The following is a 14,711-nucleotide window of genomic DNA, read 5'->3' on the forward strand; positions in this document are numbered from 1 at the left end:
ATGTCACCCCATTGTTTCGCCAAGCATCCATTTAAGGTATTCTAGTTACCACATTGAATGATGCCCAGTCTCTTCTGAGGGGAACAACCCGATGTCACTCGACACGCTTGTCGGCGGCCATGCCAACGCAGGTTTCGATGCGCCGCTGGCGCTGCTCTCGGCCTGCCATGAACGCATCTCCAAACAATGCGCGACGCTGCAGCGTCTGAGCGCCCACCTGGCGGCGCATGGCGCCGACGATGCCGCGCGGCAGGCTGCGGCCGGAGTGATCCGCTATTTCGAGACGGCAGGACACCAACACCACCAGGATGAAGAGGAAGATCTGTTCCCGGCATTGTTCGAGGCCATGGCAGGTTCGGACGCGGTGTGCCTGCGTGACATGCGCGAACGCGTGGTGCATGAACACCACGAACTTGATGCCGCGTGGCAGGTGCTGCATGCGCAGCTCGTCCGCGTCGAAATGGGCGATGCCGCCGCGCTCGACACGCGCAGTATGGAAGATTTTGTGCAACGTCATCGGCGGCACATCGATTTCGAGGAAGCCGAGCTTCTGCCTCTTGCCACGCGTCTGCTCAGCGACGAGCAACTTCAAATCATCGGCAGCGCGATGCGGGCTCGTCGGTCGCGCTGAGATAGCTCGACGCCCCTGAACTGCCCCCACGCCGACAAAAAAAGCCAAGCACCGTTAAGTGCTTGGCTTCATTGGGAAAATTCTGGTTGCGTGGGCCAGAAACGGCAGCACTCCGATCTGTACGGCGTCGAGCCTGATGAGCATCGCCTCGGCGTCGAAGTGGATGTACGCCGCCTATGTGGTGCAGAAGAAGCAGGGCGTGCTCAGCGCCGACGACGTGTCCTTCCTGCACTTCACCAGCGGCTATATCAAACTCAGCATGTGCCTGCCCATGCAGACGGTGGACAGCTGCGTGCAGTACCAGAGCAACGGCGTGCTGTCGCCCAATGCCGTGGGCTATTTCTCCTACGGCGGCGGACACATGGAAATGCACGCCGACCTCAACGGCCTGGGGCCGATGGACAGCGCTGCGTTGGCCACCGAGATCATGTCGCAGCTCGGCAGCGAAGTGTCCATCGCCTACAGTCAGCCGCAGCCCCCCGGTGGCGTGGTCACCACGCCCGCCGCCTACGCCGTGTTCCTGCGCAAGATGCTGTCCGGGCAGCTGTTGCTGGGCAGCATGCTGGGTGCCGACCAGGTCTGCACCAATCCCGCCACCTGCCCCACGGCGCTGTACACCCCGGTCCCTCAGACCGAGAGCTGGAGCTACGCGCTCGGCCACTGGGTCGAGTCCGATCCGGTGGTGGGCGACGGCGCCTTCAGCAGCGCCGGGGCCTTCGGCTTCTATCCCTGGATAGACGCCAGCAGGACCTTGTACGGCATCCTAGCGCCGCACGTCACCACCGGCAACAGCGTGGGCTACGCATCGGCGGAGTGCGGGCGGCTGATGCGCAAGGCCTGGATCAGCGGGGTAGAGCAGTGATGCAGGGTCCGGCGATACCTGAAGCCGCGCACGGCTCAGCGCGCTGACGACACCACCGCCTGCGCGCGCGCTCTGCGCCACGTCGCCGGTGGCTGGCCGGTCAGGCGTTTGAACGCGCGGCTGAAGGCGGCTTCTGAGTCGTAGCCGACCTCCAGCGCGATCGCCGCCACCGGCGCTCGGGTGTCGCGCAGCAGACGCGCGCCGAGCTGGATGCGCCAGTTGGCGAGGTAGCGCATCGGCGTGTCGCCGAGGAGTTTCTCGAAGCGTTCGTGCAGCGCTGAACGCGACAGTCCCGCCTCGCGCGCCAGATCGTCCACGTTCCAGTCGCGTTGTGGCTGCGCGTGCAGCAGCGCGAGGGCGCGGCCGACATGGCGGTCGCGCAGGCCGGCGAGCCAGCCGGAGGCGTCGTCGGTGAGGCTGTCAAGGTGGCGGCGCGCGGCGTCGACGAACATCATTTCCGCCAAACGTTCGAGCAGCGCGCCGCTGCCGGGCCGCGCCGCGTCCGATTCGGCGACCGCCAGATCGATGACTCGGCCCACCGTGTCGCCCGCCTGCGCAGCCGGCAGATGCAAGAGGCGCGGCAGCGCGGCGAGCAGCGGGTTGAAGGGCCTCGCGTCGCAGCCGAGAAAGCCGCACATGATCTCGGTATCGATCTCGAATGCGGGCAGCGTGCCGGGCTCGACCACGCCGTGATGGAATGCCACCGCCATCGGCTTGGGTGTGTCGCGCGTGGCGAACACCCAGTCCGCCTCGCGCCGGATCGGCGTCACCCCCGGCGCGCTGGACATCACATGCCCGTCGCCATGCGGAAACAGCACCACGTCGCCCGCGCCAAGCCGCACCGGAGGCTCGCCCTGCACCGCCGCCCAGCCGTGGCCGCGCGCGAGCATGTGGTACTCCATCACGTGCTCGCAGCCCGGCAGCACGATGCCAGCGATCTCGCCCACCGGCGGCGATTCGGCCGACCAGGGCGAGCGGCAATTGACGTGATAGAACACCGCACCGCGGATGCGCACGGCGCGCAGCAGGTCGGACAGGGCATCAGGGCGCATGGCTTGGGCCTTTCTTCCGGGCGGCGAAACCCCTGAAAGCGAAATTGCGGACGCCAGGTCAAATGCGGCGGACGCCGGGTGAAGCGGCGCGGGCTCGCGCTGCCGAGAATAGTCTCATCGGCACGGCATCGTGCCGCCAACCCCTGGAGAGCAGCCATGAACCTCACAAGCCCCGCCCCCGCGCAGCACCGCGCCCCGCCGCCCAACATCCCGCCCGGCGGCATCGACTACGCCGCGATCAAGCACAGGCAGCAGGCCACCTGGGCCAGCGGCGACTACGCCGTTCTCGGCACCACGCTGCAGATCGTCGGCGAACGGCTCGCCGAGGCGGCCGACGTGCGCGCCGACGAGCGCGTGCTCGATGTCGCCGCCGGCAACGGCAACGCCTCGCTTGCCGCGGCGCACCGCAACGCGCGCGTGGTGTCCACTGACTACGTGCCGCAGTTGCTGGAAAAGGGCGCAGCGCGCGCCAGGGCCGAGGCGCTGGACATCGCCTTCCAGACCGCCGATGCCGAATTGCTGCCGTTTGCCGACGCCAGTTTCGACGTCGCGCTGTCGAGCTTCGGCGTCATGTTCACGCCCAACCACCAGCAGGCTGCGCGCGAGCTGATCCGCGTGGTCCGTCCTGGCGGACGGATCGGCTTGGCGAACTGGACGCCAGACGGCTTCATCGGTCAGCTGTTCCGTCTGATCGGCGGTTACATCGCGCCGCCGCCGGGCGTGCAATCGCCCGCGCTGTGGGGCAGCGAGCCGTACCTCGTCGAACTCTTCGGTCCCAGCGCCGCGCACATGGCCAGCCAGCACATCAGCTTCACTTTCCGCTACCGCTCGCCGGAGCACTGGCTCGAAGTCTTCCGCACCTACTACGGTCCGCTGCACAAGACCTTCGCCGCGCTCGCGCCGGAGGACCGCGCCCGGCTGGAGGCGGACATCCTCGCCCTGCTCGAACGCCACAACAGCGGCGGCGCGCATTCGCTCGTGGTGCCGAGCGACTACCTGGAGGTCGTCATCGTCCGGCAGTGATGTCGACGCAAACCTCCGCTTCGGACAGCGGCATCCGCCGCAATGACCGCTGTCTGCGTTGCTGCTGCGGCCTGCAATAAGGAGACCGTCATGGAAACGCTCTATCAACGACTGAATGGGAAAGAAGGAATCACCCGCATCGTCGATGATTTCGTCGCCGCCCATCTCGCCAACCCTGCCATCAAGGCCCGCTTCGAGAACGTCAAGGACATCGACCATGCCAAACGCATGGGAGTGGAGTTCATGTGCGCCGGCGCGGGAGGTCCGCAAGCCTATACGGGCAAGGACATGCTGGAGGCGCACAAAGGCATGAACATCAGCGAACAGGAGTACCTCGCGGTCATGGACGATATTGTCGCGGGGATGACGCACGAAGGCGTGGATGACGCAACAAAAGGCGAGGTGATCGCCATTCTCTACTCGCTCAAGGGCGACATCATTCGCGTGTAAGTTCGCCCAAGCTGTCCGCCGAGCGTCAGCCGGAAGCCTTACTGATTGACTTCTTTCCACCCCACAAGCCACGGCCCCCTGTCACGCCCACGATGAATACCCGCCAAGGCGGCTGCGGGATACAAAGGCTGACGATCACCAACGCACCGGTGACCGCAGGAGCGGATAAAGTCTGTCTGCCACGTTTCGGCAGGCATCGATCCACCCGGTGAGCAAGCCCAGCACCCACCCGCAGACGATCCCCAGCGTGCCGGTAAAAAGGCGCACCGCTGCAAGCAGGGTGAAAACGTGCAGCGCAACCGCATGTAAACGACCGCTGTTCATGAGGTGAAGCCTGCGCCTGTCGGCGCTCGGGCTTCCCATCATCGCCATTTCAGATCAGGCGCCATGCCCAGCAGAGCGAGCAGGCCCCACACGCACAGCGCCAGGCCAGCGCAAACATACAGCAGCAGAAAAAAGTGAAACGCCAGTGGATTGTCTTCCCGGTTGGGGCGATAAGCCCGCCAGAAACTGGTTCCCGCAGGCAATTCACCCACTTGATAACCCTGATACGCCACTGCCAGCAATCCAGCGCCAAAACCCAGCAGAAAGGCCACACTCAGGCCATGGGGCATCATGATGACGCATCCTCGCCGAAGTATTTTCTGGCGAGCTTCAGACCGCCCATGATGGCTGCGCTAAGCGCACCGGCCATGAGGATCTCGAACGGCCACAAATTGTGCGAGGTCGGATCGCGTTGGGTATCGACGATGATCCGCAGCACCACAAAACCCATGATGATGGCTGGCACCGCCGCCGCCATCCGCCAGCCGCCCTGCCAGCGCCACAGTCCCCAGGCGGGGGCGGCGAAACCGGCCATACCGATGGCAAGCATGGTCAGCATGAACCCGTTGAACAGACCGACATCGCCTGCGGACACGGGCGTGTTCATCTGCTGGGCGTAAGCGGCCTGACGCGCGGCCTTGTCTTGCGCGCCAAGCCGACTCACCCAATCCGGCGTGTTCTGGCTGACGGCAGGCGCATCACCGCCGATGATCTGCACCGGGTAGGTCGCCACCACCGACGTTCCGGCCAGCGAGCCATCGCCGGCAGTGATGCGCACCTCATCCACGCGGTCGCCGGGCTTGAACAGAAAGAACCAGCCCAGGGCCTCGCCGCTGCCAGCGGGATAGACGCGCGACGGATTGTTGCCGGCGTCGGCTGGCTCGCCTTGATAGTAGGGTCGTGCCCAGATGTGCACCGGCTGGTCGCTCTGGTATTGGAGCCGCAGATAGAAGTTCTGGTTGCGACCGAGCGTGATGTTTTCGCCCGCGGGCTCGGTACCCACCACCTGAACGGTGGTGGCCGCAGAAGCGCTCGCCGCCGCGCCGAACAGGATGAACCATGCGAACAGACAGATCATGGCCAGTCTTGTCATGTCACCTCCAGTCGCATCCGTGAAGCCGGAATCTGCACTCAGGCCTTGAATTGTAGGGATGCCGATCCGGTCAGGACACCCGCAACGATGCGATCACAGCGCGCGCCATCGAATGCAAATGCATCCAGCAAGGTCTTGTCGACGGTGCTGGCCAGCCCTTCACGCAACAGGCTGCGCGCGCGGAAGAAGCGGGTGCGCACAGTGGCTTCCGGAATGTCCAGAGCTTGCGCGATTTCGGCGACATCCATCTCCTCCACGGCGCGTAGCATGAAAACCGTGCGGAACGCCTCTGGCAGCGCGTCGATGCGCGACTCCAGAATGCGACGCAGCATGACGCGCTCGGTTTGCGACTCCGGAGAGTCGACGGCTCTCGCGGTGAGTCTGGTCTGGATGTCTTGGTCAGGCGCGGACATGGCGGCCTCCAGGGGAATGATGTCGGCGCGTTGTCTGCGCAGGCGACCCAGCGCTTGGTTGGCGACGACACGCACCAGCCAGGTTGACAACTTGGCATCGGCCCGAAAAGTCGCCAAGGCCTGCCAGGCGCGCAGGTAGGCCTCCTGCAGCACATCCTCGGCTTCCGCATCGTCTTTCACGATACTGCGCGCGGTACGAAACAGGAGCCGGTTGTGGCGCCGCATGATGGCCTCAAACGCAACGGCATCGCCACCGGCGGCGCGGGCAATCAGCTCAGGCTCGGGGGTGCGGCTGGTGATGGGGGCGTCGGCCTGCTGTGGGTTCCGGGGCATGAGGGTCAGTATCCAAAGAATTCCTCGCTGCGCACATCCTCGTCGTCGATGCCCGCCTGCTCCAGGGTATGCCGCATCGCCTGCACCATGCCGGGCGGGCCGCTGACGTAAAAGATGGGATCGGGCAACTGCGCCGTGGCACGGTGGACGAAAGCCGCATCGATCAGGCCGGTAGCGCCATCCCAGGGCCGCGTCGAGTTTGCCATGTCCGTCATGGTGGCGTGCAAGGCAAAAGAGCGGAGCGTGCGCGCGTACACCTGCAGTTCGTCCAGGAAAGCGGCATCTTCTGGTCGGCGGTTGGAATACAGCAGTGCCAGCGGCTGCTCGGACGGGTTGTGCCTGGCGTGGCGAATCATGCTCATGAAGGGGGTGATGCCGATACCGCCGGCAATCATCACGCCGGCGCGCGCCGGGTTTTTGTGCAGGATCAGCGAACCGAACGGCCCGTCGATGTCCAGTTCGGCCCCGTCGGGCAGGGCGCGAAGCGCACGCTTGTAGGCGCTGTCGCGCATGCGCGTGGCAAAGACCAGTTCCTCTTCATGCGGCGCGCTGACGATGGAAAAGGCATGGCCGCGGTCCTCGCCGCTGGCTTCTGGTGCAGCGTTGGGGAGCAGGACTTCAAAGGCCTGCCCAGGGCGAAATGAAAATCCGCTTGGTTTGGCCAGATGAAACGCCATCGTGCCCTGCGCCACTTCCTGCCGAGAAAGTATCTTGCTGTCTTGGATCATGGCTGTTCCTTCAAGGTTGGCGCATCAAGTTGAGAAACTCGCTGCGCAGCACGGCGTCCTTCAGAAAACTGCCGCGCATGACCGAGCTCTTCATGAGGGCGTCGGCATCCTTCACACCGCGCCAGTGCAGGCAAAAGTGGTTGGCCTCCATGATGACGGCCAGGCCATCCGGGCGAATGCGCCGCTCCAGTTCATCGGCCAGCATGACCACGGCCTCCTCCTGAATCTGAGGTCGACTCATCACCCAGTTGACCAGCCTTGCGTACTTGGACAGGCCGATCAAGTCGGAGGCTGCATTGGGCAGCACGCCGATCCAGATCTTCCCCAGGATGGGGCACAAGTGATGCGAGCAGGCGCTGCGCACGCTGACCGGGCCCACGATCAGGAGCTCGTTGAGCCGTGAAACATTGGGGAAGGCGGTGACCTCCGGCGCTGGCGCGTAGCGGCCGTGAAACACTTCATCGACGAACATCCTGGCCACACGCCGGGCGGTATCGGCCGTGTTGTGGTCACTCTCGGTGTCGATCACAAGGGCTTGCAGCACCTCGTGCAGCCTGCTCTGCACTTCTGCGCGAAGTTCGTCGAGTTCGCCTTGCCCGATGAAGGCCGAGATGTTGTCGTTGGCGTGAAAGCGTTGTCTCGCCTCGATCAATCGGCGGCGAATCCGATCCGACACCGCCGCCGAAGCGGCATGGCGATCGGCTTCCAGGCTATCGATGGGTGCGATCGAAGACACGGTCAAACTCCTCAAACAACGCTTCTGACCATTGGATGGAGCGGACGACGCAGGCGTTCCCAAGGATAGGCGAAGGCATCGCCGACGACCCATGCGCTTCGCGCAGCGCTGCGCGCTGTCGAGCGCAACTCGGCCGACCGAAGGCAGGCTCACCACAAGGGCGCAAATGCCCAACCTCGCCCTCAACGCCCCATGACCGTCTGATCGAGGTGGCGCTCGCGCCAAGCTTTCAACAGATCGCTGCGCGTGAGCATGCCGATCACGCGGCTGCCGTTCGCGCCACTGACGACGGGCAGGCGACCGATGTCCTCGACCGTCATCAGCCGCAGGGCTTCGGCCAAGGTGTTCTGGGGGTGCACACAAAGGGGCCGCCGGGTGATCAGCGAAGACAGAGGCTGTGCTGGGTTCGTCCCACTTCTGAAGACATCCTTTCGCGTCACCACGCCAACGATATGGTCGACCTCATCGAGCACGGCATACCCCTGGTGCCTGCTGCCGTCGGCATCGACCTCCAGCCAGGCACGCACTTGTGCCACTGTTTGCGTCGCACGCAGCGTGATCGGAGCGTGACTGGCATGGTCGCGCACCAAGGCCTGGGAAAAGAGATCCGCGGTGTAGTCGGTTGGCACGCGCACCCCACGGCGCGCGATTTTCTCGGTCATGATGGTCTGCGGCATCAACAGGATGGAGACCAGATAGGCGGCACCGCAGCCAATGAGCAGCGGCAGAAGGGCAGGCATCTGCCAAGTGGTTTCCAGCGCGAACAATACGGACATGAACAAGGCGCGCGATGCACCGGCGAACACCGCCGCCATCCCCACCAGCGCCGCCAGCTCTGGACTGAGACCGATCTGTGGAAACAGTGCCGCCACGGCATGGCCCAGTGCGGCGCCAAGGCAGGCGCCCACGGTCATCAAGGGGGCAAGTGTGCCGCCCGAGGTGCCGCTGCCCAGGGCGATGGTCCACGACACCAGTTTGGCAGCGCCCAGGAGCCACAGCGCCGAACCAACCAAGACCGTGCCCGAAAGCGCATCGGTGATGTTGCCGTAACCCACACCCAGGGTGCGCGGCTGCCACCAGCCGATCAGCCCCACCGCCACGGCGCCCAGCGCGGGCCACCACATCCAGTGCAATGGGAGATGTTCAAAGGCGTCTTCGACGGCATACACCGCGCGGGTGATGAGCACCGCGACCAGGCCCACGACGGCCCCCAGGGGCAAACAAGCAAAGATGGCCCCCGCATGCGGCAAAGCCAGCGGTGGGATGGAAAAGAATGGAGTGAATCCATCGAAAATCGCACGCGTCACGGCCGCCGCGCCACAGGCAAGCAGCACGGGCAGAAACGACGCCGGGCGGTATTCGAACAACAGCAGTTCGATGGCCAGCGCCACGGAAGCCAGCGGCGTTCCGAAGACTGCCGTCATACCGGCCGCGGCGCCCGCAGCGAGCAAGACCTTGCGCTCGTCGGGGGTCAGCGGAATCCATTGCCCCAGTACCGAACCAAGGGCGCCGCCGGTAGCGATGATCGGCCCCTCGGCGCCGAACGGGCCGCCCGTGCCAATGGAGATCGCTGCCGACAAGGGCTTGAGGATAAGTACGCGCAGCGGGATGCGGCTGCGGTTGAGCAAGATTTGCTCCATGGCTTCGGGGATGCCATGCCCCCGAATCGCCGGTGAGCCGTACCGCGCCATGAAGCCGACGATCAGCGCCCCGACCACGGGCACGGCGATGACCCAGGCGCCAAGACTGTTGTGCGCCGGATCAGTCAACGTCCAGCCGATGCGCCCCTGAAAGGCCAGGTGGGTGATGAGACCGATCAGGGCCAGCAAGGCCTGGGCAATGAAGCTGGCTATGACGCCGACGCCGATGGCCAACAGGCAGATGAACAGGGTGCGTCGATTCACACCGCTCGAATGGGTGCCGATGTGAGCGGATTGCAGCGGGACGTCCAGTGAATATTCCTCAGGACGCGCGGTCGTGGGCTTTGAAAGGGCCATGTCGGTCGGATCGGTTGAAAGATCGTGTCCAAACCGCGACCGATCTGGCCTCAGCTCGGTCCGTGAGTTCAGAATACCGAATCCTTGGCTGTCCGGTTGTATCGAAACGCTGCGAAAAAGCGCTACCGATGCCACAACGCCGCGTAGAAGCGGTCTTTGCCGAAAGACCAGACATGGCCTTCGGGATCGAGGGCTTCGTAGCCGCGCGCCCCCGCTGCGACGGCCGTCCTGTCGTGGATAGCTGGGTCGTCGACGCACATGCTCAGTGCATGCGACTCGCGCCCAGCTCCTCAAGCCCGGCGGCTCCTAGGCGACCCGACTCAACGCGGCTTCCTGCAATTCTGCGGCCAGGAATTGTGCGACGTCGGACCCCATCGCACTCTCGGCGACGTCGCCGACGATCATGACGCAGGGGCTGGTCAAACCGCTTGCTTCAAGGCTTTGCGACAGCCAGCCCAGGCGGGTACGCAGGCGGCGCTCGGCCGCGCAACTCGCCGACTGCACCAGCAAGACAGGAGTGTGAGTCGCCATGCCCCCTTCGAGCAAGGACTGCTCGATGGTCTGAACCGTGGACACACCCATGTAGATCACCAGGGTCAGTCCACTGCGGGCCAGCGCGGCCCAGTCCACATGGTTGTCGGCCGCGGCATGGCCTGTCACGAAGGCGACGCCGCGGGCATGCTCGCGATGCGTGAGCGAGAGGTTCGACGACGCCGCCGCGGCAACGCCTGCCGTGATGCCGGGCACGACTTCGACGGCGATGCCCGCAGCTCGGAGCGCTTCGATTTCTTCGCCCCCACGGCCGAACAGCAGCGGGTCGCCCCCCTTGATGCGCACCACCCGCGCGCCGCGCAGCGCTTCACTCACCATCAGCTTCTCGATGAAGGCTTGCGGGGTACTGGCGCAGCCTCCGCGCTTGCCGACATGCACGATGCGGCAGTCTGCTGGCAGATGCTGGAGGCAAGCATCGCTGACCAGATCGTCCACGAGCGCCACGCTGGCTTGCTGCAAGACGCGCACCGCCTTGAGGGTGAGCAGCTCCGGGTCTCCCGGACCGGCGCCGACGAGGTAAACGGGGGGGCGGGCGATTTCAAGGGGTTGGGACATGGCGTGGACTCGTGGTCAGTGGTGACGTGGCGGCACCCAGGGCGCGCACGCGGGCGGAGGCTGCGCCCGAGCCAGCGAAGGATTCGCACATGGCGCGGATGCAGGCGGCCTGTCGCGCCAGGGGCTCGGGCGGGAGTCTGTAGCCATCGAGAATGGCGTGAATCCATTGGGCGCTGGCGCGCAGATCGAGGCCGTCGGGCAGGTCGGTTGGCGGCGTGAAGGGTGCCCCGACGGGCCAGGTCTGAACCTGTCCATCGGCATGCAGACCCAGTCGCTCCGCATCGCGGTTGGGATGGGCCACGGCCTCGCCCTCGCAGCCGCGCATCAACAGGGTGGGCTGGCGCAGCGCAAGCAACACGTCCTGCATCAGTCGCGCATATTCCGGATGGGTGTAGGCGGTCACCAGCAGGCTGGGCGACTGCAGCGGGTTGAGCATCTTGACCACCGAATGCCCGCCGTTGCGCACGCCGAGCACATGGCGCCATTGCAGCAGGCGGTCGAGTGCCGGGCTGAGCGTGGACAGGGGCAGCAGTACCGCGTCGTTCTGTTCGAGCGCGTGCTGCGCTTCTTCCACACTGTTGGCGATACGCATGCCCAGCTCCTGCCACAGCGGCGCGGTGGACAGGCGGCCCGACTCGGCGGACGGGGCGTCGATCACCAGCACGGGCATGCCCTGCTCGCGCAGCAGCGAGGCCAGCAGCGGCACCTGGTTGGGCAGGCGGCGCGCACCGTTGGCGCTGGGGATGACCACTACCTGGCGTTTGGTGCGCACATGCATGTGCGGCATGGCGTCGCGCACGGCCAGGGCGAAGCCTTCGAGTTCTTCGGCGCTCTCGCCCTTCATGCGCAGAGACAGCAGCACCGCGCCGAGCTGCGCGTCGGACAGTTCGCGTCGCAGCAGCCAGCCCATGAGGGTGCGGGCCTGCTCGCGCTCCAGACTGCGGCTGCCGTGGGCGCCGCGGCCGATGAGGCGCAGCATGGGCACGACGTCCGGGTTAAAGCGGCCCGGCCCGGTGTCCAGCGCGATAGGGTGTGAGGCTGCGGGGTTGAACATGGCGACGTCCTCCTGATCGATTCGCCGCAAGATTCAGGCCGGAACCGGCGCGGCGTCGCGTACCAGGCGCCGCAGCTCGGGCAGGCAGGAACCGCAGTTGGTGCCGCACTTGAGCCGGGCCTGCAACGCAGCCAGGCGCGCGGCGTCGTCGCCTTGCAGGGTGGGCAGCAGGGCGTCGATCTGGTGCTGGCGCACGTCGAAGCAGTTGCACACCTGGTGGCTGGTGGATGGCGCATTGCCTGGCGGTGTGGGCGAGGGCAGCAGCAGCCAGCGGCCGTAGGGCTTGGCGCTGGCTTCGCTTTGCAGCAGTTCGCGCAGCCAACCCTGCGCCACCACGCTGTCGACGGGGCCGGACAGCAGCGCGGCGTCGAGCGCCTCGCCATTCAGGCGCACGGCGCGGCGCACGCCGCGGCCGGGGTCGGCGTAATGCAGCGCGGCGCCGCCCTGCACGCCGAAATGGGTGTCGATGCGCGCCAGCAGCGCGGCCTCGGGCGCGCCGCGCGCGGCGGCGCGCAGCAGCAGGCCGGTGCGATGGCGGCCGAAGGGCACGCACAGCACGAAGGGCAGATCGGCCAGTTCGCGCATCAGCGTGGCGCGCAGCGTCTGGGCGCTTTCCTCGGGCATCCAGGCGAAGGCGGCGAGGTGCCAGGGCAGGTTGGCGGCCTCCACCCGCACCGCGCTGTGCTTGAGCTCGGGCTGGAACGAATGGGGGTCGAGCGCGGGCAGGGTCAGGCCGTTGACGCCCAGCCGCGCCACGCCTTCGGCATTGCGCCCGGCGAGGTATTCGGCGCCCCAGTGCATGGCGATGAAGGCCTGGCCGGGGCGCACGGTGTCGGTGGCGCGGGCGGGCAGCAGCAGATCGCCGCGGCGCGAAGCCACGCGCACCAATTCGCCGTCGCGCAGGCCGCGCCGCGCCAGTTCAGTGGGGTGCAGGTCGATGCTGGGCTCGGGGGCGTGGCTGAACAGCCGCGGCACCGAGCCGGTGCGGGTCATGCCATGCCACTGGTCGCGCAGCCGTCCGGTGGTCAGCGCCAGGGGATAGCGGGCGTCGCAGGGTTCGGCCACGGGCTTGAAGGGCTGGGCGAAGAAGCGGGCGCGGCCATCGGCGGTGGGGAAGATGCCGTCGGCGTAGAGCCGCGCCTTGCCGCCACTTGCGCCCTGCGGATAGGGCCATTGTTGCGGGCCGTCGCGTTCCAGCGCGGCCCAGCTCAGGCCGGTGATGTCGAGGTCGCGGCCGCGGGTGCTTTCGCGGTGCTCGTTCCACACGGCTTCGGGCGTGGCATAGGGAAACAGGGTGAGCCTGCCGTTCAGCCTGGCGGGCAGCAGCGCTTCGAGGCGACGGGCGAAGTCTGTGGCGATGGCCCAGTCGTCGCGTGCCGCACCGGGCGCGGCGGTGGCGGCGCGCACACGGCTGATGCGGCGCTCGGAGTTGGTGACGGTGCCTTCCTTTTCGCCCCAGGTGGTGGCAGGCAGCAGCAGATCGCCGTAGGGCACGGTGGCGGCGGTGGCGTAGACCTCCTGCACCACGACGAACTCGGCACGCTCCAGCGCGCGGCGCACCATGGCCTGGTCTGGCAGCGACTGCGCCGGGTTGGTGCAAGCGATCCACAGCGCCTTCACCTCGCCGTCGGCCGCAGCCTGGAACAGTTCGATGGCGGTCTTGCCGCGGCTTGCTGGCACGTCGGCCACGCCCCACAGCGCGGCCACTTCGGCGCGGTGTTCGGGGTTGGCCAGGTCGCGATGGGCCGACAGCAGATTGGCCATGCCGCCCACTTCGCGCCCCCCCATGGCGTTGGGCTGGCCGGTGAGCGAGAACGGCCCGGCCCCGGGCTTGCCGATCTGGCCGCAGGCCAGGTGCAGGTTGATGAGCCCGGCGTTCTTCGCCGTGCCGCTGCTGGACTGGTTCAGACCCTGGCAATACATCGACAGCGTGGGCTGGCGCGCTTGCACCGAGCCACTGGGCGCGCCGAGGGCGAACCAGCGCGCGGCGGTCACGATGTCGTCGGCCTTGAGGCCGCACAGATTGGCGGCCACCGCCGGGCTCATGTCGCGCACCAGATCGCGCAGCGCGGCAAAGCCGCTGGTGTGCGCGGCGATAAAGGCGGGGTCGATCAGGTCTTCCCACACCATGACGTGCAGCATGGCATGAAATAGCGCCACATCGGTGCCGGGCAGAAGCTGCAGGTGCAGGTCGGCGAGTTCGGCGGTTTCGGTACGGCGCGGATCGACCACGACGATGCGCATCTCGGGCCGCCGCGCCTTGGCCTGCTCGATGCGGCGAAACGCAATGGGGTGCGACCACGCCGCGTTGCTGCCGACGAAGAACAGACAGGCGGCGTGGTCGATGTCCTCATAGGCGCAAGGCGGGGCGTCGGCGCCCAGCGTGGCCTTGTATCCGGCCACCGCGCTGCTCATGCACACCCGGGAATTGGTGTCGACGTTGTTGGTGCCGATCAGACCCTTGGCCAGCTTGTTGAAGACGTAATAGTCCTCGGTGAGCATCTGGCCGGAGATGTAGAAACCCACGCTGTCGGGGCCGTGTGCAGTGATGAGATCGGCAAAGCGCTGCGCGGCATGGTCGAGCGCGGTGTCCCAGCTCACGGGGTTGCGCGGGGCGTCGCGCCGGGTGCGCAGCTCAGGCTGCAACAGGCGCACCTGCGGGGCCAACTCGGGCTTTGTGGTGAGATGCAGCGTGCTGCCCTTGGTGCACAGGCGGCCGAAGTTGGCCGGGTGGCCGGGGTCGCCGCGCACGCCGGTGATGCGCCCGCCCTCGCTCTCGATCAGCACGCCGCAGCCCACGCCGCAGTAGGGGCAGGTGGAGCGGGTGACGCGCGGCGCACTGGCGTCTTCCCCGGCGGGGACGATGGCGATGCTGCGGGCAGGGAGATCGGCGGCGTTCATAGCGTGT

Annotated in this window: 15 protein-coding genes; 4 read left to right on the forward strand and 11 right to left on the reverse strand. The window is 66.5% G+C overall.

All coding sequences use genetic code 11. The annotated features are described in order from the left end of the window. The first annotated feature begins 91 nt into the window (after window positions 1-91). A complete protein-coding gene (locus ASC45_RS12520; protein ID WP_055451369.1) occupies window positions 92-631 on the forward strand; it encodes a hemerythrin domain-containing protein in 540 nt (179 codons plus the stop codon). Between the two features lie 136 nt (window positions 632-767). Beyond that, window positions 768-1,493 carry a hypothetical protein gene (locus ASC45_RS12525; RefSeq protein WP_141655786.1) on the forward strand — a complete coding sequence of 242 codons (726 nt, stop codon included), beginning with the start codon at window positions 768-770 and terminating at the stop codon, window positions 1,491-1,493. A gap of 35 nt (window positions 1,494-1,528) precedes the next feature. Here the strand turns inward: ASC45_RS12525 and ASC45_RS12530 are convergent, their stop codons facing one another. Continuing rightward, entirely contained in the window at window positions 1,529-2,545 is a 1,017-nt protein-coding gene (locus ASC45_RS12530) for an AraC family transcriptional regulator (RefSeq protein WP_055451371.1), read from the reverse strand. Between the two features lie 156 nt (window positions 2,546-2,701). Between ASC45_RS12530 and ASC45_RS12535 the strand changes: the two genes are divergently transcribed. Together ASC45_RS12535 and ASC45_RS12540 are read left to right on the forward strand one after the other, a co-directional pair. Next, entirely contained in the window at window positions 2,702-3,568 is an 867-nt protein-coding gene (locus ASC45_RS12535; RefSeq protein WP_082454398.1) for a class I SAM-dependent methyltransferase, read from the forward strand. 90 nt (window positions 3,569-3,658) lie between these two features. Further along, window positions 3,659-4,018, forward strand: a complete 360-nt coding sequence (locus ASC45_RS12540; RefSeq protein ID WP_055451372.1) for a group I truncated hemoglobin — start codon at window positions 3,659-3,661, stop codon at window positions 4,016-4,018. A 135-nt stretch (window positions 4,019-4,153) separates the two neighbouring features. On the opposite strand, the gene ASC45_RS12545 is transcribed toward ASC45_RS12540, so the two are convergent. From ASC45_RS12545 to ASC45_RS12590, 10 genes are all read right to left on the reverse strand, one after another. Further along, window positions 4,154-4,342, reverse strand: a complete 189-nt coding sequence (locus tag ASC45_RS12545) for a hypothetical protein (protein WP_141655788.1) — start codon at window positions 4,340-4,342, stop codon at window positions 4,154-4,156. Window positions 4,343-4,380: 38 nt separating this feature from the next. Beyond that, the gene (locus ASC45_RS12550) at window positions 4,381-4,635 is read right to left on the reverse strand and encodes a hypothetical protein (protein ID WP_055451374.1); all 255 of its coding nucleotides are present in this window, start codon (window positions 4,633-4,635) and stop codon (window positions 4,381-4,383) included. Further along, window positions 4,632-5,435 (reverse strand): hypothetical protein, encoded by an 804-nt coding sequence (locus ASC45_RS12555; protein ID WP_211263364.1) that lies wholly within the window; start codon window positions 5,433-5,435, stop codon window positions 4,632-4,634. Before ASC45_RS12555 ends, ASC45_RS12550 begins: the two co-directional genes overlap by 4 nt. A gap of 38 nt (window positions 5,436-5,473) precedes the next feature. Next, window positions 5,474-6,181: an RNA polymerase sigma factor gene (locus tag ASC45_RS12560; RefSeq protein WP_055451376.1), complete on the reverse strand. Its 708-nt coding sequence runs from the start codon at window positions 6,179-6,181 to the stop codon at window positions 5,474-5,476. Window positions 6,182-6,186: 5 nt separating this feature from the next. After that, on the reverse strand, window positions 6,187-6,909 hold the full coding sequence (locus ASC45_RS12565; protein WP_055451377.1) for a ferredoxin--NADP reductase: 723 nt from the start codon (window positions 6,907-6,909) through the stop codon (window positions 6,187-6,189). A gap of 10 nt (window positions 6,910-6,919) precedes the next feature. After that, entirely contained in the window at window positions 6,920-7,645 is a 726-nt protein-coding gene (gene folE / locus ASC45_RS12570; protein WP_055451409.1) for a GTP cyclohydrolase I, read from the reverse strand. 182 nt (window positions 7,646-7,827) lie between these two features. Then, complete coding sequence (locus tag ASC45_RS12575; protein WP_245610058.1) at window positions 7,828-9,549, reverse strand: chloride channel protein; 1,722 nt, start codon at window positions 9,547-9,549, stop codon at window positions 7,828-7,830. 399 nt (window positions 9,550-9,948) lie between these two features. Continuing rightward, window positions 9,949-10,749, reverse strand: a complete 801-nt coding sequence (gene cobA, locus ASC45_RS12580; protein WP_055451379.1) for a uroporphyrinogen-III C-methyltransferase — start codon at window positions 10,747-10,749, stop codon at window positions 9,949-9,951. Then, the gene (gene ybiB, locus ASC45_RS12585; RefSeq protein ID WP_055451380.1) at window positions 10,733-11,803 is read right to left on the reverse strand and encodes a DNA-binding protein YbiB; all 1,071 of its coding nucleotides are present in this window, start codon (window positions 11,801-11,803) and stop codon (window positions 10,733-10,735) included. Before ybiB ends, cobA begins: the two co-directional genes overlap by 17 nt. Before the next feature lie 33 nt (window positions 11,804-11,836). Continuing rightward, window positions 11,837-14,704 (reverse strand): nitrate reductase, encoded by a 2,868-nt coding sequence (locus tag ASC45_RS12590; RefSeq protein WP_082454400.1) that lies wholly within the window; start codon window positions 14,702-14,704, stop codon window positions 11,837-11,839. Between the last annotated feature and the right edge of the window lie 7 nt (window positions 14,705-14,711).

Source organism: Thiomonas bhubaneswarensis (assembly GCF_001418255.1).
GTDB classification, from domain to species: domain Bacteria; phylum Pseudomonadota; class Gammaproteobacteria; order Burkholderiales; family Burkholderiaceae_C; genus Thiomonas; species Thiomonas bhubaneswarensis.